Origin of the sequence: Agarivorans sp. QJM3NY_30, from assembly GCF_050870855.2 — a bacterium.
In the GTDB taxonomy this organism is placed as follows: Bacteria; Pseudomonadota; Gammaproteobacteria; order Enterobacterales; family Celerinatantimonadaceae; genus Agarivorans.
This window is the reverse complement of record NZ_CP194038.2, coordinates 207,610-227,159: the sequence shown is the minus strand read 5'-3', so window position 1 is coordinate 227,159 and position 19,550 is coordinate 207,610. Positions and strand designations below refer to the sequence as shown.

Sequence of the window (19,550 nt, the reverse complement as noted above, 5' to 3'; positions counted from 1 at the left end):
CTGGTGAAAATGGATTTAAGATCGACGACAGGGATAGATAAGAAACAATGAAAATAGGATATTTTGCAAGCATAGCGCTGCTAATTTTTATGAGCCCATTATCTATTGCAAACAATAATATCTATAAGGATATTTCGGACCCCAATAGATCGCCTGAAGACGAGTTTATCTACTTTGTTCTACTAGACCGCTTTGCAAATGGAAATCCAGATAACGATAACGCTTATATTAAAGGTTCTCGCAGCGAACATGGTTTTGATCCAAGCAACGAAGACTACTACCATGGCGGTGACCTCCAAGGACTGAGTGAGCATTTAGATTATCTAGAAAATTTAGGCGTTACTGCGCTGTGGTTGAGTCCTGTGTTCAAAAACCACACTATCAGAGTTAACTCAGACTTAGTTGAATCAGCCTCCTATCACGGCTATTGGGTCGAAGACTATCTCAATGTAGACCCTCATTTAGGTACCAATGACGAGCTCAAATCACTGATTGAAAATGCTCACGCAAGAGGGATTAAAATATATCTAGACCTGGTACTCAACCATACGTTTGATGCCATCAAGTTTCGAGAATGTCATGATGAACAAGGAGCATTTGCAAATCCGCCTTTTGTAATAAACCATGGCAATACACAAGTAAATTATTACGACTGCACATATCGCGGGCCAGATTCCGCCCACCCTTATACCCCCTTTCTACCTGAGCCATACAAATCTATCAAACACCCAGCCTGGCTAAACGATATCAGTAATTACCACAACTATGGTGATACTAATCACGCTGGTGAAAGCGCTCTGCTTGGGGATTTCAATGGTGGCGATGACTTAAATACCAGCAAACCAGAAGTGATCAACGGACTGATTGATATCACAAAGTTTTGGATGAAGAACTTCAATATCGATGGATTTCGAGTCGATACGGTTAAAAATATCGAAATCGAATTTTGGCAAACCTGGAATAATGAGATCCAGTCATACGCCAAACAACTGGGTAAACCCAACTTTTTTATTTTTGGCGAAGCTTTTGATTACAGTGCAGCGGGTCGTAGCAAGTATTTAAAAGCCGGGCATTTCCCCTCTTTACTCGATTTTGGTATCCAAGGTACCATTCGCAGTGTGTTTTCAAAGCATGAATCGCCGGAACAACTTGACTCACTATTTTTGAATGATGACTTCTATATCACGCCAAATACCCAAACCAATACCTTGGCGAATTTCATTGGAAACCACGACATTGGCCGATTTGCATATTTTGTTGGCTTAGAAAACAAGGGCATCTCAGCGCAAGAGCAACTCAAGCGAGTAGAAGTCGCCAATGCCTTTATGTTTTTTGCTCGAGGGATACCAACCCTATATTACGGCGATGAACAGGGTTTTGTTGGCACAGGGCCTGATAAAGAGTCACGTGTCGATATGTTCAAAACCAAGACTCAAAGCTATGCCACAACCCCACTACTTGGCACCAACAAGACCGCCGCAGACTCAAACTTTGATTATAACCATCCGCTATTTAAAAGTATTCGAGCTTACGCCCAGTTATATAAAAATGAACCCGCGCTACGACGTGGAGCAATGTATCCCTTGTATCACGATAGTGATGGTCCCGGTATTTACGCCTTCTCTCGAGTGTTAAAACAAGAGAGTATCGATTATCTCATCGTATTTAATTCCGCCACAACAGAGAAACAAGTCTCACTGCCAGTAAGCCGTCCCAGTTACCAATTACTACTGACAAATAGCAAGCTGAATGAAGCCATGAAGCCAGACCAGAACGGGAAACTGAACTTACATCTACCAGGGCTCAGCTTCGCCGTATATAAGGCCGAGCAAACCGTCCCTTCGGCCCCCAACACCGCAACAGTAAAGTTTGACACCCCTATTAAAACTGAAGTTCTCAGTGGTCAAGTTCAGCTCAAAGTCAGCCTGGATGGCCTCACCACCCCCCTACAAAGCAGTGCCGTTCGTTTTTATGTAAATACCGGTGATGGGTTTCATTTTATCGGCACTGATACCGCACCACCTTATCGCTTGTTCTGGGATGCATCGCATACCAACAACGGTGCTCAAGTCACATTCAAAGCCATCGCCGAACTCAACAACCGAGAAATAGAAGTAAGCACATCCAATCTGGTTGATAGTCGCTTACCTTCTCCAATTACTCTGTACTACCAAAACGGCAATGCACGTGACTCACTGTTTATCATTGATGATCATGGACAACTCGCAACCGAAAAGGCTAATGCAAAGCAGGGTGCCCACTACGTTTGGCATGACAACGTCAAAACTATCGGCTTGTTCCCAGCCACTCGCAACCATCATCAATTCAGGTTCGATCGGCCAATCTTTATTAATCGTTCACAATTACTTCAGTATTCAACAGAGGATCCTGACGGCAGTCTTAAGGCGACGCTCTTCATCGACAATAATGGCGACATTTCTCAGCACAAGCAAACGAGCAACAATAAGCCGCAAAGACTCAAGTTTTCAGCGGATCCTACAAGCCAGTTTACTGACTTAACTTTCTTCCTAAGGGGGTCCATGAACGGATGGGGTTTAGCCGATGAAATGATAAACCAAGGCAATGGACAGTATTCGGTGAGCAAAATGCTTGATAAAGGAACCATAGAATTCAAATTTGCCGACCAGAGTTGGACCAAAATGAACGTAGGACTTCCTTTCGCAGAACAAGGTTTATCGAATTCAGAAGTATCGGAGAATATATTTAGTTCAATAGATAAGCGCCAATTATATAACTTTTACTACTTTGCCTATGATGACATTAAGTTCCATTTATTACTGCCTGATCCAGGACCATTCGGGCAGACAATTCAGCTATACAGTGATCTTTGGCATGATCAAGGCGCCAAGAGTCTTCGCTATATGGGGGACAACTTCTACCAATTAAACTTCTCCACATTAAAACCAGGCTTGTATCAGATGGGCGAACATTCAAATCCATTATCCTCCGAGCACTCGAGCACAATCCAACTGAAGCCAAATGTTCGAACGCCAATTAATAATTTCCAGTCTTTAGTACTGGATATTCCGGCCGCAGCCAATTACAGCATCCGATTTAACTACCAAAATGGTGGTCCTACGATTGCCGTGATGACACAACAAAATAAAAGTATTGATTATGGTCCCCTTAACAAAAACGTTTTTGTTCGCGGCAGCATGAATGCTTGGGAGACAACCATTCCCTTAAATTACGGAGGAGACCTTATTTACCGTGGTCTGTTATTCCTAAAACAGGGAAATTATGAGTTTAAAGTTTCCGACAACAATTGGAGCACAGCGGTCAACATTGGAACTCAGCCTACCGGAAATCATACGCTGCAACTCGCTCAGGAAAAAACCTTATACAATGGTTCTGATAGCGAGAATATTAAAACCCAAATTAAGCAAACCGGTACCTACAACTTTACCCTCAATGCATCAAACCCCAGCCTCCCGACCTTAGTCATCGAAGAATCGAATAAATTCATCATTCATTACTATTTGCCAAATAAGCAGCAATGGGACATTCAAATATTGGATTCCGGCGACAATACACAAGGCTCGGAAATCTGGTATATCGACCAATTACAGCAATACTTTGAAACCCAAGAAGAAGCAATGACCGCCTTAAACAATATTCACTAATGGAGTCTATCAATGAAAAAAATATCTTTAATTTTGTGCGTATTTACCATTTATTGTGGCAGCTCAACTGCATATGCCGATTGTAACCCGGCTTCAGGGACAAAAGCCGCTTGCCAACAGATCCAAGAAAACGAAGCGATTAAAGGCGCGGCCAAGAAAAACATTCTTGAAATGTTAAAAAGTAAACCCAAAAAACAATAGTTGGAAGTAGCACTATGGCAGCCAATCCTCACCGAGGGGCGGGTTTCGCTTGAGTGCTTTTTCAGCCCTATGTTATTTATTGAGGTAAAGCTGGCCATGTGTCATCGAGTTGAACCATGGCAGCGCTAAATAATCAATCACCAGCCATCCGCTCAAAGCGATTTACGTTTGGTTACACCCCATTTGCTTAACGAACCAAATGCTATACCTCAGACTTCAATTAACTATTTTTGTCTCCCGCGAAAATTAAATACAAACAGCACTCTCTATTCTGCAATGGCCAAACCTCAGCGAGGCCTTTTAATTAGACTCGCTAAGAAGCTGGCCAAATGCAGTGGTTTACGTCCACTGAGTTGTTTTATTTGATAAGCACAGCCAAAGCCATTACTGATAATCGTCGCCTCGGTTTGCTGGGCCAGTGCAGGAAGCAGACCTTGCGCAGCCATGGCATGAGCCTGATCGATGTGTTCCGACTCTAAGCCAAAGGTACCTGCCATACCGCAGCAAGTGGACTCGATCATCTTAAACTGTAGGCCTGCTACTAAGCGCAATACTCGACGCATCGATTTCATAGCGCCTACCGCCTTTTGATGACAGTGACCATGCACCAGCAGCGGCTTTGATTGCGGTTCAGCAACCAGCTTTAAGGCGAAATCAGCCATCAGACTTTCGCGAGCTAAAAACTCTTCAAAAAGCAGCGCTTTTTTAGCGGTTTTTTCAGCCGCCTCCCCCAAACCAAGTGTTAAGAATTCATCCCGTAACATCAGTAGCGATGAGGGCTCTAAACCGATAATCGGGCGCTCAAAATGCACATGGACCGCCAGTGCTTCCAACAAGTAGCTGGCCTGTTGACGAGCGCTATCAATCAAGCCTTTACTGAACAAAGTTCGACCCGAATCCAAAACCCTATCGGCTTGCGACTCCGGATGAACCAGCCACACCACATAACCGGCGCTACGCAATACGTGCAAGGCGTCATCAGCCTGTTTGGGGTGAAATAATGCAGTAAAAGGGTCAATCCATAACACCACCGAACGCGGAGGTCGATCGCTCAATGACTGATAGGGATAGTAAACTCGTTTTTCTGGAGCAAAGCGTCGAGTCGCCAGCTCAGGCAAGGCGATACGCGCGCTAATACCCAGCCAATGATCGCTAAGTTTCGCAAGATAAGCAGCCCGATTACGCAAACCAATCAACTTCCCCAACCACCGATGCCGATAGAGCAACTGGGGCAGATGCGCAAATAGCCAATCGCGCCGCGACAACGGCTGTTGCACCAACTTTTGAGCCAGATATTCGGCCTTAATTTGTGCCATGTCGAGGTTACTCTCACACTCGCGCTTGCAGCCCTTACACGCCACGCAACTATCCATCGATTGATCTAAAGCGGCCATTAACTGAGGCTCTGGTTCACAAGCCAGATCACGATTCAAATATTGCTTAAGTAGCCGAACTCTCCCTCCAGGAGACTGCTCTGGATCCTGAGTGATCCGAAAACTAGGACACATCACACCACGTTGATTACGCTCACAATGACCGCTGCCAATGCAAACCGCCACCGCTTTAGCAAAATCACCACCCTGCTTAGGGATCCCAGCATAGGCATCACCCATGCCTTGCTCTGCAAAAGCTGACCAATCCAGTTTATTATCCATTGATGCGACGCTCGTGTGTTGTCATAGTTAAAGAGCGTTATCAAGAAGTATGCCTAGAGGAATCAGGGGGTAGCCCGCCATTTAGCCCTTGGCAAGCGAGCTTTGTCGTTTGTCATACCCACAATTGAAGGTCAATGTCACAATCCAGACACATCGCAAAAATGAGTACCACTGTCGCTAAGCCTAGCCGCTGAAATAAGCGGCCTCTGGATCCAGAGGCCGTGAAGTAAACTATTTAAACGTGGAAATTCGCCAATAATTTTTTAATGCTATTGCTAAGATCATTCAGTTGCTCACTGGCTAACTGCACATTTTCTGCATTAGAGGTAATTTCATTAGACAAGGAAAATATTTCAGTTACGTTGCGACTCACATCAGAAGCAACCATATTTTGCTCATCCGATGCGGCAGCTATTTGCAAGTTCATATCATTAATTTGATTAATATTCTCGAGTATCTCTTCTAGAGTTTGGTTCGCCAGTTGTGACTCTTCAATGGTTGATTGAAGCGCCTCTTGACTGGATAGCATTGAACCGCTTGCGTTAGAAGAGGCTGCTTGTAACTCTTCAATAATCCGTTCTATTTCGATGGTAGATTCCTGAGTACGTTGTGCGAGATTACGAACCTCGTCGGCGACCACCGCGAACCCCCGACCTTGCTCGCCCGCACGGGCTGCTTCAATCGCCGCATTAAGCGCTAATAGATTGGTTTGCTCTGCAATGCCCTTAATCACGTCGAGCACCGAACCAATGGTGTCACTTTGAGTACTCACATGAGTAATTTTATCGGCAGTTGCGGTCATTTCATCATTCAGTTGGTTAATTTGCGAAGCAGTATTTAGCACCATTTGGTCGCCTTTTTTTGCCAATTCCGAACAACTTCGCGTATGTTCGGCGGTTTTGTTGGCACTTTTGGCGACTTCATTAGTCGCTGATGACATCTCATTCAAAGCCGTTGCAGCTTGTTCTGTTTCAGATAATTGGCGCTGAATGGCGGCTAGGTTATTACTGGCAGAATCTTTGATGCCAGAAGAGGTGGTAGCCAGTTCCGTGGCATTATCGACCACATTGCCAATCAAGCCCTGCAACTGCTCAATAAAATGATTAAAGTTTGTGGCTAGCTGTCCTACTTCGTCATCGCGTTTCACTTCCAATCTTTTGGTTAAATCTCCGCCCCCCGCCGCGATGGTGGCTAAGGCATCCGCGACCACCTTAATCGGACCAACCACAAATTTAGACAACGTAAACCAACTGGTGGCTTGTAAAGTAATTAACAAGACAACCGCAATCGCCACAAAAGTAAATTTGACCATGTTAAGCAAGGCATCATTGCTATCGGTTCTAAAGGTCACTGCCAGCTTACCGATCGGATCGTTACCACTCCAAACTACCTCGACATCTTGGCTCACCAGTGCCGAGCTATCGGGAGTGGGGCCACTTTCGGTCACTTCGGCCAATAACTTACCACGATGGTCAAAAGCAGTGATCGAATGAATAATTGGATCATCAATAAAACCTGCGGAAATATCCCGAATAAGATCTTTATCATAAGAGAAAATCGGCTCACGCAGAACAATACTGAAGGTCTTTTTCAGTCCAGAGATCTCTTGCGCTTCGACTCGCTCAAAATAATTGATTGCGAGGGAATAACTCACTGAAAAGACAATAAGCATCACCACAAGCGAGGTGCTTGAGAGCATCAGCATCGACTTATGAGTAATTGATTTCATCACTTACCTTCCTATAATTTATTAATATCAAGCCAAAACTCAGGACGATCCGTTGGCGTGTCTTGGTGCATGTAAGGATTGTCGATATGGATCCGGATCCGCGGACCTAAGTTCGCTTGTTCGAGCACCGCTTTGATCATTGGATGGTTAAAAAATAGCGTATCGAAGCTGCCATCCTCGATTGCCATTTCAAAACCTTTATAAATCAAATCATGTAATTGCTGGTTGTTTTTGCCTACATAGAAATACATCGCGAAGGGATAGATCAGCATCAAATTTTTTTCTACCGTTAAGTTAAGCTCTTGATGGCCTTTCACCTCACTCCAAGGTTCATGCACGGCTCGCGGGAAATAGTCATAGCGCCCCCCTTCAAGCATTGGGAACAAATTATTATATTTGATGGTGGTAACGGTAGGGATATTGGCGGTTTTAAGCACCTGAGTATCCCCCCAGAAGGTGCCTTGACCAGCTTTTAATTGTTTTAAATCACTTAAGTTTTTAATGTTATCAAAGCGATGCTGGTCGCCATTACGAATAATAAAAATCCGATGTCCGAGTAAACCCTTCAATACTGGAATACGTACCACCCGCATCTGTTCTTCATTGGCCGTAGAGGCCCCGCCCCAAATTACATCAATATTGCCAGCGATCACTTCATTAATTAACCGACTTTCGGTCATCTCTTCATTGGCTTGATTAAAACTGAGCTCCGGTGAAGATTTACTTAGCGCTAGTTTTAATATGCTAAAGATTAATAGCTCCTTATCACCCTCAACTTTTTTGACGTTTATCTGCTTGGCGACAACCAAAGGGCTCAGCAAGATCATCAGAGAAAGGGCAATTGCCGATAAAACTTTATTGTTCATATGAGGACTCTCTATCTAGCCATTTTATGCTAATAACCTAAACTAACGATTGAGTTGCTATTTTATATATAGCAGATCCGCGATGTTTTGCTGCAATCGTGCGGGTTTAATCGTGCAAAATCACAAACTAAATGCTCCATTTGTCTTCAAGATCAACTGTCGCTTCCTTAGAACTCTGCCTATTTATTTACAATAACAGCTCACTCGCTTATTAGGCAGAGTCCATCAACATAGACCAAGCGCACCAAAAAAAACCGAAGAATAATCAATCCGCAACAAACAAAATATCCAACTTAAGTGTCAAATGCTATTGAAACTATTTTGTTAAAAATAATCCTCATTTTAAAATCAACAAATTTAATTTGTAACTCAATAAAAAATTATTTCTTAATCGAAGAACAAGATATTTATACTTTTTAGATAGAGTTCGTGATGAAAATGGTATCGTGATTATTGCTGGTAATACCTGCGGGATGAATAAGCTTATTTTCCAGATAAACCGATGTAAACACCATACTTTTAATTGTGAAGTTACCGGATTGATAAATAATAGCTACCGACGGCCATTTTACCGAGAGTGATTGGATATCTCTATTTTATCAATGCCAATGATTACTGCTCGCGCACAGAGTCCTTATTAAATTGGGAGCAATACCGAACGATTCGCTTTGATTTGAGTGTCACTTATTAACGTTCAAAGTAGGTGTTGTCAGAATAGTCATATAACCAATGCGGACAGTAGACCACCATCAACGTCACCGCCATGCCATTCAGTAAGGCTTCAGGGAAACCCAATAATGGAATAATTAACAAGTAGTTCTGGTTCAAGAAATCCCAGCTGTAGTCTTTACTCAACCACAGCCAAACCGACCATGCCAGAATATGAAAGATGATCGACAAAAAGGCATTCAAAAATGCCCCACAAAAAATATAAACGAACAAGTGATGGGGTAAATACTTAAATACCTGACTATACACGGCAAAACATAAAAAAGTCGGTAAGGCGACCACCAACAAGCCATAAATAGCAAAATCGAAGGGCTGTTTTAACATCAATGTGGCGAAAAACATCGTAGGCAACATCGCCATCACCGTGGCCATTCGCCAACCATACATCAACATTAGGGTGACTAAGCCCAGAAAATGAACATGGATCCCCTCAGTCACACTCCCGTCGAGTAACCACAATCCATTCATCGCCGTCAGCACGAGCAATAACTTGGTTTGCTTATTACCATCCTTGAGCAAGGCCTCAATGGCCTTGGCTGGCCATATAGCCCATAACCATAGCGCTAAGAGTAACATGGCAAACAACTGCCCTTGATTGCAACTCCAATCGATTTGCACAAAGCGTTGTAGCAAAAATTCCTTCATTGCTCAGGCCTCTGAAAAACCATCTTGGTTCGTGATATTTTATTTATAGACTACCACGACTTGAGTATTGCACCGTGATCAACCAAACCATGACTAGCCAACGAACTCAGAGAGGAGTCAAATTCACCCTCAGTACCCCATAAGCTACTAATCTTTCACGTAATAACTGAAACATAAATTAAATAAAAGTGAAATATATATCCATTAGCATCGCGACGTAATTAATCGACCAAATGGATAACCAACACATGAAGTTCAGCAGTAGTAACAAACCGCTCTTTAAGCTCAGCACTATCGCACTTGCTGTGAGTTTACTCTCCGCCTGTAATAATGACAGCGACACAGCAGTAACCATCACCGAACCAGCTCAGCCTCGAGGTGTGGGTTTCGAACAATATGTGGCTATCCCCGATGTAAGCGATCCACTCCCCAGTGTTGCCTATATTCCACGCAGCGATGGTAATGGCCGTTTCACCCTCAGCAGCAATCCGATCAATACTTTATTGAGTGGGATTAACGATGTATGGAAAGGAACCACCGATCATTGGCAGGAATATGCTAAAGATTACACCGATGCAGACAATGGTTACAAAGCCGGTGATGGCCCCAATCCGCACAATGCAGCCAATGGTCAGCCGAGTGATTATGTAGCCGCGGGTAGCGAAATTAAAGACCCGGCCACCTGGCAAGCCAACATCAAATATGTAGTGGATGTTACTGCTCAGCGTACCGAACAACAAACGCTCTACGCCTTCTTAGATGATATTCGCAGTAAAAACTACAGCACTATCGATGGTTTTGGCCCACTCACCGAAGACTACGCGGCAAACTCAGGTGCTTTTGCCAGTTTTCAAGAGATCTTAGTCAGCGATGTCACCGACAATACTCGTTACAAGCCTGGCGACAACGATAGCTTTTCCACCTATGGTGGACTTGCCGACTCAACCTTAGGCGATGTGGTCAAGCTCGCCCAACTGTTTAGAAATTCTTACGCGTCCACCAGCGGCCCTAAATACCTATTTGGCACGCCGCGTCCCTGGCGCATGAATGACCAAGGAGAAACGGACTTCATCGCCGTGGAAACCTTTAGCTGTATTGATGGCAGCAGTGCCAGCCGAGCCAACGCCGATTACCGAATTGACAAGTACACTACCAGTGTCAAGGTGATCCCAGGCCTGTTCTGTGCCCGTCGTGCCCACTCGAGCAGCCATGAAGCCGACTCTTTATATACCCCTACCACCGAAAACCGTCGTAAAGATAACGGCTACCCCAGTGGTCACACGAATGCCGGTATTCTGGCCTCTTTAGCCTATGCCTACGCCTTGCCCGAGCGTTTTGATGCGCTGGTTGCCCGTGGCTCGGACTTGGGTGAAAACCGCATCTTAGCCGGTATGCACTCTCCGATTGATGTGATTGGTGGACGAGTACAAGCGATGATGATCGCAAGCTTTGCCTTAAATACTCAACCAGATGTTGCCGCGGCAGCCTTTAACAAAACACGAGACTACTTCGGCGGCAAAGCCACCGCTGCCAGCATGAGCCTTTATGACTATGCAAATCAAACCGTCACCAACGAAGGAAGCTTCAAAAACGATGACGGTACCCTCAACGTGAATGTATTTAACAACAACCGCTACCGCGATCATCAGGCCCTAAAAGACGCCTACACCTTCCGCCTCACCTATGGCCTACCGCAAACCGGCACCAAAGGACTAGCACCAATCGTTCCGGAAGGCGCCGAAGCCTTATTGGCCACCCGCCAACCTTACTTGAGTGATGCACAACGCCGCGCAGTACTCGCCAGCACCGAAGTCGATTCAGGCTACCCAATGTTGGATAAAACCAATGGCTGGGGACGTATCAACCTGGTTGCTGCCGCCGATGGTTATGGTGCCTTTGATGGCGATGTGCATGTCACCATGGTTCGCAGCGAAGGTGGTTTCGCCGCGCAAGACTGGTGGCGCAACAACATTAGTGGCGAAGGCATGCTCAGCAAAGATGGTACAGGCCAACTCAACCTAAGCGGTAATAACAGCTATAGCGGCGGAACTTTGTTACTTGGCGGAGTATTAACAGCGCAATCACCAACAGCCTTTGGTCAGGGCGACCTCTACCTCAGCAGTGGTGAAGTTCAGGTAGATAGCCGTGGCGCGCTGGAAATTGACGGTGACTTTACTCAAAAATCGGGGGTGCTTAAACTGGTACTCGACGCCGATGCCGAGCAAATCAAGATTGCGGGTGTCGCTTATGTTAATCAAGGCAATATCCAGCTTGAAGCCGGCCAACAAGCGCTTAAAGCAGGAGACAGCTTTACCCTCATCAACGCTGCCAAAGGCCTGAAAGGTGAATACGCCACGGCAAGCTTAGCCGGGCACTCGGTCACCCTGGAATACACCGCTAATTCTGTGATTGCCCACATTAATGAGTAATGCTCAGCAACCAAGTATAGAAAAATAGAAAAAGGCCCCGAGAGGGGCCTTTTTTATTGCGAAGATAAACCTTGTCACTTGGCTTAAAGGCTCGCAGGCAAGCTTAACTCTTGTCCACCGCCGCCGCATAACCACCCAAACGTGAGGTTTTCACGCCTAAACGCACCAAACTTTCACATAGTGAGATCGCACAGGACACCCCATCGAGTACCGGTAAACCATATTTGTTGGCAAGCGTTTCGGCCAAGTCAGTCATTCCGGCACAGCCCAATACGATGGCTTCGGCACGCTCCTGCGCGATGGCTTGCTCTATCTCTGAACAGATCTTGGCGAAGGCCTGCGGATTCGCTTGCTCCAGCTCCAGCACCGCCACTTCCGAAGAACGAACCTTAGCGCATTTTCGTTCCATCCCATATTTCAACAAGTTATGTTCCAGTGCCGGTACCGAGCGCGCCAAAGTCGTCACCACCGAGAATTTATTGGCCAGCATCGAGGCCACATGAGTGGCTGCCTCACCGATCCCCAACACCGGTTTATCGGTGACACAACGCAGGGCGTCGAGGCCAGTATCATCAAAACAGGCAATCACGATGGCGTCATAATTCACCACCGTTTGGATCGCCGCCAACATCCCCGGCACACTCATCGCCTCATCATAGTAACCTTCGATGGAGGCAGGGCCCTGCAGCGAATGCACCGCCAGCACATCGGTGCCCGGTGCGGCCACCAGTCGGGCAGAGGCGGCAATTTTTTCGGTCATCGCCGCCGAGGTATTTGGATTCACTAGCAAAATTCGCATCGCGTTTACACCTCGCCCCCCAGATAAGCGGCTTTCACTCGCTGATCATGGATCAATTCTCGGGAAGCACCCTCCAATACCACCGAGCCGGTTGATAAGGCGTAGGTGCGATTGGATATCGACATCGCCATACGACTATTTTGCTCCACCAGCAACACACTTACCTCCTGATCGCGGGAAATAGCAACAATCGAGCGGGCAATGTCCTGAACCAGCTTCGGCGCAATCCCCAGGCTGGGTTCGTCGAGTAATAACAACTTCGGTTTCGCCATCAGGGCGCGTCCGATCACCATCATCTGCTGCTCGCCGCCAGACAGGGTACTGGCCTGCTGATGATAGCGCTCGCGCAGGCGCGGAAAACGCTCTAAAACACTCTCCAGCGTCTCGGCGATGCCCGCCTTGTCACTGCGAGTAAATGCGCCCATCAGCAAATTATCTTTAATCGACATCAACGGAAATACCCGCCGCCCTTCCGGTACCATGGCAATCCCCTTTTTCACGATCTCGGCGGCGGCAGTGCCATCGAGGCGCTCCCCGCAATAATTAATCGACCCTGAGTGAATGGCAGATAAACCGGTAATCGCCCGTAAAATCGACGACTTGCCGGCACCATTGGCCCCAATTAAAGCCACCGTTTCCCCTTGCTGAAGATTCAAACTGACTCCCTTCAGGGCATATACGTGGTCGTAATACAGTTCTACATTATCCAAACGCAGTATTTCGCTCATAGTTTACATCCCGATCGCGGCGTCTTCAGAGCCCAAATAGGCCTCGATGACTTTGGGGTTATTTTGAATCTCAGAAGGGGTGCCTTCAGCGATTTTCTGGCCAAAGTTAATCACAATCAGCCGATCTGAAATCTTCATCACCGCTGGCATGTCATGCTCGACCAGCAACACCGTCACCTGGCGCTCATCTCGCAGTCGTTTCACCAACGTCACCATTTTCATGGTTTCGTCGTGATTCATCCCTGCAAAAGGTTCGTCGAGCAATAACACCGCCGGATCGGTGGCCAGGCCAATCGCCATGCCCAACGCTCGAAGGTGGCCCTGAGGCAGGTTGGAGGCCAGTTCATCCGCAATCGCCTGCATTTCCAGAAATTCGATAAGATTATCTGCCGATTCACCGAAGTTGCGCTCGTCGGCACGGGCTGCCCTAGTGCCGAAAAAGAACCCCAGCAAGGAAGCTTTAGAGCGCAGATGATGGGCGGCAATAATGTTCTCGCGCACCGTCATTGACCGAAACACCGTGGTTTCCTGAAAGGTGCGCACAATGCCCTTACGCGCCACAATATGCGGCGCGAGATTATTGACTCGCTGCCCCCTGAACAAGACCTCGCCACTACTGGTGTTCAGGAACGATGAGATCAGCTGGAACAGGGTCGACTTCCCCGCGCCGTTGGGGCCAATCACCGATAGGATCTCGCCCTCCGCCACCGAGAAGCTAATATTGTTAACCGCAGTTAAACCACCAAAACGCTTGGTCACAGCGCGCAATTCGAGTAAGGCTGTCATGAGCGCTCCTTATTTCGTTCCAGCAGGCTCAGCACGCCGTTGGGCAGCGCCAACATCAAAATAATCAACAAGCTAGAGAAAATCAGCATTTGATACTTACCCGCGGTAAACAACAGATCCCAGCCAAAATACAGCATCAAGGTGCCGAGCATCGGGCCAAACACATAAGCCAAGCCGCCCAAAAAACAATTCAGCATGAAGTTCACGCTGTCGGCGACCTGGAATGACGAAGGATAAACCGACTGCGAAATTGCCACAAAACTGGCACCCGCGATCCCGCCAAAGCAAGAGGAGATGGCATAGGTCACCACACGTAAGTAGGCGGTATTCACCCCTATCGAGGCCGATAGCTCTTCGTTTTGCTGGAGCGAACGGCACAGATGACCCAGCCGAGAATTCACCAAACGCCACACCACTCCATAGGCGACGATCATCATGCTCACAGCCATCAAATAAAAAGCCAGCTTGGGATTTTTCAGGCTGGAAAAATCGGGGATCAATCTGAATCCGAAGATCTCCAGCGCCTGAGGCAGCGGAATGGAAGTAATCCCCTTCGCTCCCTGAGTCACCGGAAGCGCCAGGGCGGTGAGTCGCATCACCTCAGTCAACACCAGCGTGACCATAGCAAAATAGACGCCACGCAATCTTAAGATCGGCAAACCAATGCATACCGACAGCAGCGCGCAAAAGATGCCCGCCAGCGGCAGGGTGAGCCAGAAATTAAGCTCAAACTGTGTCACCAGGATCGCCGAAACATAACCCCCAGCCAGTGCATAAGCGCCCTGGCCGATATTGATCCGACCAATCGAGAAGGTTAACCATACTCCTGCCGAGGCAATGGATAGCAGTGCCACCGAAGTGAGCGTGTAATAAAAATCACTGCGGCCACTGAGCATGATCAGCAAGGGCACCAATAAATAAACCGCGACCAGAAATAGCGCCACGTTCAATACTGTTTTTCTATTCATTTGCTTAGCCCCAAGGTTTGCCCATCAGCCCCTGCGGGCGAATGGCTAAAAAGACCATCAAAGAGACAAATATCACCAAGTAGGTAATATCACCATATTCCGAAAGCACCGATAGGCCGACACTCTCTAACATGCCAAGAATAAATCCGCCGGCTATCGCCCCCGAAATCACCCCCGCTCCGCCAATCATGATCATCATGAAGGCTTTAATGGACGCCGGTCCGCCCATACCAAGATTAATCCCGGTAATGGTCACCAGTAAGCCGCCCACCACACCAGCAAGACTGGCGCCCAGCGCAAAACCAATCATCTGATAGCGGTCCACATCCACCCCCATCAACTGAGCGGCCACCTTATCTTGAGCCAGCGCTCGCATGGCTCGCCCCGGCTTTGAATACTGCATTAATAAAATGAAAACCACGATCATGGCGATGGCAATCAGGCCTATCACAATCCGGTCATAGGGCATAATCACTCGAAAATCCCAGTTGAAAACACCCTCTACAATTTTCGGGACGCCACGCTGCTTCTCACCAAAACTCAGCAGGATCACCGCATCCAGAAAAAACGCAATACCGGCCGCCAGTAACATCGAACTCTCGTCTCGTTTGGATTTTTTAATCACTGGTCTAAATAAGTATTTTTCGATCAGCGCTCCCACCACAGCTAGCGTCAGCGCCGATAAGATCAAGCCCACCAAGAATGGCAACTGAAATTGCACCACGATGGTATAGGTGACAAATCCGCCTAATACATACATCTGTCCGTGGGCGAAATTGAGTACATTCATCAGCGAGAAAATTAGGGTAAGTCCTAAGGCAATCAGTGCGTACTGCGCCCCAAGGTAGAGACCATTTACAATAATCTGTTCCATAACCAAGCCTTCACAAAGCAAACTTATAAAGCGCCTGATCGCTCCTGCAAGCGACCAGGCATCGGCAGCCTAAAGCGCTGCCAGCAAGCAACTAGTCGACATTGGCGACAAATAAGGTCTCAAATTTGCCATCACGATAGACATTCACCACCAGCGGCACCGACACTTGACGCTTTTGACCAAAAGACGACATGCCGACATAACTCAACTTGGCATCACCCACCATATAAGGGTTGGGCGCCTCAAAGGTATCCATGGTGGTTTGAAAAGCCGCCACATCGTCAATCGCGCGAGGATTGGCTTTCAGCGTTTCAAGAATGTACTCCAGGGCATAAACTTTGGTATTTGACTCGTCATTATATTCACCAAATTTCTTGGTGTAGCGCGCGACAAATTCACGCATGGCATCAGAGGCCAACTCAGGTGTCGATGCGCCCCCCACCGAGATAAAGCCATCGGCCAGCTTGCCGGCACCTTCTTGGAGTACGTTGGCATCTTGCGCCGTTTCGGTGGAGATCAGGCCGCTGTAACCTAACTCACGTGCCGAGCGGATCAACTGCGGTGCGTTGGCCGGAGAGACTCCCGATAATACCAATAAGTCTGGACGAGATTTAATCACTGGCAATAACACCGGGGTAAAGTCGGTGGTATCCACCTGGTAAGTCACGTTGCTTGAGACCACGTCCAGGCCCAGGGCTTTGGCTGCCGCAACCCCACCGTTTCTTTGACTCAGCGGATCGGACTCATTGGCAGCCACAAAGGCGACCTTTTTTACGCCCTTTTGTTTCATCAGGTAGGCATAAATAGCGGGCCCCGACTGATAGTTCGCCACCATGCCCAAGACCGCATTTGACGCCGGTTTGGTATATAAAGATTTGGGGAAGGCATAGGGAAAATACATAATGCCCTTTTGCTCGGCCACCGGTCTAACCGCTGCTGCGCCGTCATCCACGTTTGGTCCCACCACATAGTGAATGCCTTCCTGCGCCATTTTCTCCATACCGGCAATCGAGCGTTTTGGATCTTTTTGATCATCGAAGGCAACAATTTCGATATCGTAGGTCGTATCACCGATGGTGACGCCGCCGGTTTCATTGAGCCAATCGGCGCGTGTCTCCATGGAACGTTGGTTAGAAATCCCCCAGGCAGCCGCCGGACCGGAGGTCACCCCAACAAAGCCAACTTTAAGCACCGGATTGGCGGCAAAAGCAAAGGTAGAACAAGTTATACTGATAGCACTGGCTAACAGGCCATACTTTATAAAATTGCGATATTGCATTGGATGATCTCCTTTAAAGCACACATTTATGCTTCTCACTGAACAGCAAATAAAAAATGATTGGTTTCGTTTTCCTTGAAACTCATGGATCGTTAACCACAAATAATACATTGTTAACAATACACGCTTCGCATCGTTAACAAGCAAGGCTTATGCCATGCACTGGTTAAGCCGTTCATTTTTTACGCAATAGCGCTAGCAGCCCTGTTTTGTTGGGGATCGCGCGAACCGGCCTCCTCTCGGGCAACAAAACAATGCAGGCTAATTCAGTGAAATGTCGTAAGATATGAATGAAAATAGTGCAGCGTGGTTTAAAATGTTGCACCGCTTGAATCGCCAGGAAGGTTAACAATTATCCATGAATGACAATAAAATCGCCGATAGCGCCGAAGAAGAAATGATTGTAGAGCGCATTTATGAAGCCTTAATCGACCAGCGCCTGGCGCCCGGCACCAAATTGGCAGAGTCTGAACTGTGTAAGGCCTTTAGCGTGGGGCGCATGCGAGTACGGCGGGCATTATTAACCCTGGCCAATCGCCAGCTGGTGGTGCTGCAACCCAATAAGGGCGCCTTTGTCGCCAGCCCTACCACAAAACAGGCCCAAGATGTATTCGAAGCCCGTTTAGCCATCGAGCCCAGTATCATGCGTTTAGCTGTCCAGCGAGCCCAGCCCGGCGACTTTGAGCGCTTAAGCCAGCACCTCGAACAGGAATCTGTGGCGCATGCCGCAGGCGATCGACGTAAAGCCATCACGCTTTCGGGGCAGTTTCATATTAGCTTGGCTCAGGTGGCAGATAATGCGGTGATGCTGCGTCTGGTGAAAGATTTAGTCACTCAGTCTTCGTTAATTATTGGTATGTTTGGGGCGGTCGGCATGAGTAATTGCCGCGATGATGAACACTTGCAAATTGTGCAGGCGATGCGTGCTAAGGATGAAGCGCTGGCGGTGCAGTTAATGCAGCAACATATCGATCACATCAAAGCCAATATCAACCTGACCAGTCGGCCTGATCATCGCCCCGATCTCGCCAGTCTTTTTTCAAATTAGTGTACCCAGCCCATGATTAAGGGGCTGGGTAGGCAACAGATGCTGCGAGTGGTTCTTCGCGAACTAGCCAGCGCATCACTGTTACCCACCAGCCACGCGGTCCTCAGCCGATAAAGCTTAAGAAAGCATGAGTGATGGGGATGTTTGCTCGCTAGGCTGAAGTGGGCGCTGAAAAATGTGCGGCCAGGGCCGCAATATGCTCCGGCCCAATGCCGCAACATCCGCCAATCAGCGAAGCGCCCTGGGCTTGCCACTTCTCCGCCCAGCCAAGATAAGCCGAAGGCGATAGATCTTCGCGCAACTCATCTAAGCCGTCATTCGCCGTCGCGTCTTTAGGTTGCGGCGGGAAGGCATTCGCGTAAGCACCTAAGCGGATGCTCTGCTCCGGATGGGCAGCTAACTCGGCCTGGGCCACCTGCAAGGCTGCTTCAATAATTTCGGGCTGACAACAATTGAATAAGATTGCTTCAATCCCCAAGCCAAACATCGCTTTCACCGCTGCCTGCACCGTTTCACCGGAACGCAGACAAGGTTCGGCGGTCGGCTCTGCATCTTCCAGGGTAAAAGATACCCAAATAGGCTTTTGCTCAGCGCTAAGCTGTTGAATAAGTTGAGTCACCGATTGAGTTTCTTCAATCAGACTCTGCGTTTCCAGCAACCAAAGGTCCACATACTCGGCTAAGCCACGAATTATCGGGGTCGCCACCGTCTCAACCTGCTCTGCACAGAATAAATCGGCTCGATAAGAGCCAAATAAAGGAGGAATAGAACCCGCCACCGCGCAAGTCGATTGAGCCTGCTCTACCGCTTGGCGAGCCACCTCACCTGAGCGCTGTACCAACTCGAGTCCTTGTTCGATGAAACGCTGCTCGCCAATATGAAAGGGCACCAAAGCATAACTATTGGTGGTAATAACTTGCGAACCGGCTTCGATAAAGGCCTGGTGTACCTGTTGCACCATGTCTGGCGCTTCAATCATCGCCAGAGCAGACCATTCGGGCTGACGAAACGGCGCCCCACGTTTAGCTAATTCGCGGCCCATGCCGCCGTCGAGGATGGTGATGCTAGTTTGCGACATTAATTTTTCTCTTTAACTGTCTTTAAGATTTCAAAATTCTACCGATCTGGATGTATAGATGTCCATAAATAACAAAAACAATCTCAAGATTT

General features: G+C 47.6%; 15 protein-coding genes. 4 read left to right on the top strand and 11 right to left on the bottom strand.

Translation table 11 applies throughout. The features are described 5' to 3' along the window. Window positions 1–89 precede the first annotated feature (89 nt). Together ACRRSX_RS01020 and ACRRSX_RS01015 are read left to right on the top strand one after the other, a co-directional pair. Window positions 90–3,644, top strand: coding sequence for an alpha-amylase family glycosyl hydrolase (locus tag ACRRSX_RS01020; protein ID WP_432455062.1), 3,555 nt, complete (start codon window positions 90–92; stop codon window positions 3,642–3,644). A 12-nt stretch (window positions 3,645–3,656) separates the two neighbouring features. Continuing rightward, a complete protein-coding gene (locus ACRRSX_RS01015) occupies window positions 3,657–3,845 on the top strand; it encodes a hypothetical protein (RefSeq protein ID WP_432455063.1) in 189 nt (62 codons plus the stop codon). A 287-nt stretch (window positions 3,846–4,132) separates the two neighbouring features. Here the strand turns inward: ACRRSX_RS01015 and ACRRSX_RS01010 are convergent, their stop codons facing one another. From ACRRSX_RS01010 to ACRRSX_RS00995, 4 genes are all read right to left on the bottom strand, one after another. Then, window positions 4,133–5,500: a (Fe-S)-binding protein gene (locus ACRRSX_RS01010; RefSeq protein ID WP_432455064.1), complete on the bottom strand. Its 1,368-nt coding sequence runs from the start codon at window positions 5,498–5,500 to the stop codon at window positions 4,133–4,135. Window positions 5,501–5,735: 235 nt separating this feature from the next. Next, window positions 5,736–7,229: a methyl-accepting chemotaxis protein gene (locus tag ACRRSX_RS01005; RefSeq protein WP_432456117.1), complete on the bottom strand. Its 1,494-nt coding sequence runs from the start codon at window positions 7,227–7,229 to the stop codon at window positions 5,736–5,738. 11 nt (window positions 7,230–7,240) lie between these two features. Then, on the bottom strand, window positions 7,241–8,095 hold the full coding sequence (locus ACRRSX_RS01000) for a substrate-binding periplasmic protein (protein WP_432455065.1): 855 nt from the start codon (window positions 8,093–8,095) through the stop codon (window positions 7,241–7,243). A gap of 687 nt (window positions 8,096–8,782) precedes the next feature. Next, a complete protein-coding gene (locus ACRRSX_RS00995) occupies window positions 8,783–9,469 on the bottom strand; it encodes a hypothetical protein (protein WP_432455066.1) in 687 nt (228 codons plus the stop codon). Window positions 9,470–9,717: 248 nt separating this feature from the next. On the opposite strand from ACRRSX_RS00995, the gene ACRRSX_RS00990 reads away from it, so the two are divergent. Further along, entirely contained in the window at window positions 9,718–11,898 is a 2,181-nt protein-coding gene (locus tag ACRRSX_RS00990; protein ID WP_432455067.1) for a phosphatase PAP2 family protein, read from the top strand. 103 nt (window positions 11,899–12,001) lie between these two features. Here the strand turns inward: ACRRSX_RS00990 and ACRRSX_RS00985 are convergent, their stop codons facing one another. The 6 genes from ACRRSX_RS00985 to ACRRSX_RS00960 form a co-directional block, all read right to left on the bottom strand. Beyond that, entirely contained in the window at window positions 12,002–12,697 is a 696-nt protein-coding gene (locus ACRRSX_RS00985; RefSeq protein ID WP_432455068.1) for an aspartate/glutamate racemase family protein, read from the bottom strand. Window positions 12,698–12,702: 5 nt separating this feature from the next. Further along, a complete protein-coding gene (locus tag ACRRSX_RS00980) occupies window positions 12,703–13,425 on the bottom strand; it encodes an ABC transporter ATP-binding protein (protein WP_432455069.1) in 723 nt (240 codons plus the stop codon). A 3-nt stretch (window positions 13,426–13,428) separates the two neighbouring features. After that, complete coding sequence (locus ACRRSX_RS00975) at window positions 13,429–14,211, bottom strand: ABC transporter ATP-binding protein (protein WP_432455070.1); 783 nt, start codon at window positions 14,209–14,211, stop codon at window positions 13,429–13,431. Further along, window positions 14,208–15,179: a branched-chain amino acid ABC transporter permease gene (locus ACRRSX_RS00970; protein ID WP_432455071.1), complete on the bottom strand. Its 972-nt coding sequence runs from the start codon at window positions 15,177–15,179 to the stop codon at window positions 14,208–14,210. Before ACRRSX_RS00970 ends, ACRRSX_RS00975 begins: the two co-directional genes overlap by 4 nt. 4 nt (window positions 15,180–15,183) lie before the next feature. Continuing rightward, window positions 15,184–16,053 (bottom strand): branched-chain amino acid ABC transporter permease, encoded by an 870-nt coding sequence (locus ACRRSX_RS00965; protein WP_432455072.1) that lies wholly within the window; start codon window positions 16,051–16,053, stop codon window positions 15,184–15,186. Window positions 16,054–16,144: 91 nt separating this feature from the next. Beyond that, window positions 16,145–17,332, bottom strand: coding sequence for an ABC transporter substrate-binding protein (locus ACRRSX_RS00960; protein WP_432455073.1), 1,188 nt, complete (start codon window positions 17,330–17,332; stop codon window positions 16,145–16,147). A gap of 358 nt (window positions 17,333–17,690) precedes the next feature. Here ACRRSX_RS00960 and ACRRSX_RS00955 point away from each other — a divergent pair, with 358 nt between their 5' ends. Further along, window positions 17,691–18,380, top strand: coding sequence for a GntR family transcriptional regulator (locus ACRRSX_RS00955; RefSeq protein WP_432455074.1), 690 nt, complete (start codon window positions 17,691–17,693; stop codon window positions 18,378–18,380). Window positions 18,381–18,531: 151 nt separating this feature from the next. Here ACRRSX_RS00955 and ACRRSX_RS00950 read toward each other — a convergent pair whose 3' ends face one another. Continuing rightward, entirely contained in the window at window positions 18,532–19,458 is a 927-nt protein-coding gene (locus ACRRSX_RS00950; RefSeq protein ID WP_432455075.1) for a homocysteine S-methyltransferase family protein, read from the bottom strand. Window positions 19,459–19,550: the final 92 nt, after the last annotated feature.

Excerpts from the sequence above, each read along its gene's own strand:
- ACRRSX_RS01000 (WP_432455065.1), bottom strand. The coding sequence starts at position 8,095 with ATGAACAATAAAGTTTTATCGGCAATTGCCCTTTCTCTGATGATCTTG.
- ACRRSX_RS01020 (WP_432455062.1), top strand. The coding sequence starts at position 90 with ATGAGCCCATTATCTATTGCAAACAATAATATCTATAAGGATATTTCG.
- ACRRSX_RS01015 (WP_432455063.1), top strand. The coding sequence starts at position 3,657 with ATGAAAAAAATATCTTTAATTTTGTGCGTATTTACCATTTATTGTGGC.
- ACRRSX_RS00950 (WP_432455075.1), bottom strand. The coding sequence starts at position 19,458 with ATGTCGCAAACTAGCATCACCATCCTCGACGGCGGCATGGGCCGCGAA.
- ACRRSX_RS00975 (WP_432455070.1), bottom strand. The coding sequence starts at position 14,211 with ATGACAGCCTTACTCGAATTGCGCGCTGTGACCAAGCGTTTTGGTGGT.
- ACRRSX_RS00980 (WP_432455069.1), bottom strand. The coding sequence starts at position 13,425 with ATGAGCGAAATACTGCGTTTGGATAATGTAGAACTGTATTACGACCAC.
- ACRRSX_RS00995 (WP_432455066.1), bottom strand. The coding sequence starts at position 9,469 with ATGAAGGAATTTTTGCTACAACGCTTTGTGCAAATCGATTGGAGTTGC.
- ACRRSX_RS01010 (WP_432455064.1), bottom strand. The coding sequence starts at position 5,500 with ATGGATAATAAACTGGATTGGTCAGCTTTTGCAGAGCAAGGCATGGGT.
- ACRRSX_RS01005 (WP_432456117.1), bottom strand. The coding sequence starts at position 7,229 with ATGAAATCAATTACTCATAAGTCGATGCTGATGCTCTCAAGCACCTCG.
- ACRRSX_RS00985 (WP_432455068.1), bottom strand. The coding sequence starts at position 12,697 with ATGCGAATTTTGCTAGTGAATCCAAATACCTCGGCGGCGATGACCGAA.
- ACRRSX_RS00960 (WP_432455073.1), bottom strand. The coding sequence starts at position 17,332 with ATGCAATATCGCAATTTTATAAAGTATGGCCTGTTAGCCAGTGCTATC.
- ACRRSX_RS00970 (WP_432455071.1), bottom strand. The coding sequence starts at position 15,179 with ATGAATAGAAAAACAGTATTGAACGTGGCGCTATTTCTGGTCGCGGTT.
- ACRRSX_RS00990 (WP_432455067.1), top strand. The coding sequence starts at position 9,718 with ATGAAGTTCAGCAGTAGTAACAAACCGCTCTTTAAGCTCAGCACTATC.
- ACRRSX_RS00965 (WP_432455072.1), bottom strand. The coding sequence starts at position 16,053 with ATGGAACAGATTATTGTAAATGGTCTCTACCTTGGGGCGCAGTACGCA.
- ACRRSX_RS00955 (WP_432455074.1), top strand. The coding sequence starts at position 17,691 with ATGAATGACAATAAAATCGCCGATAGCGCCGAAGAAGAAATGATTGTA.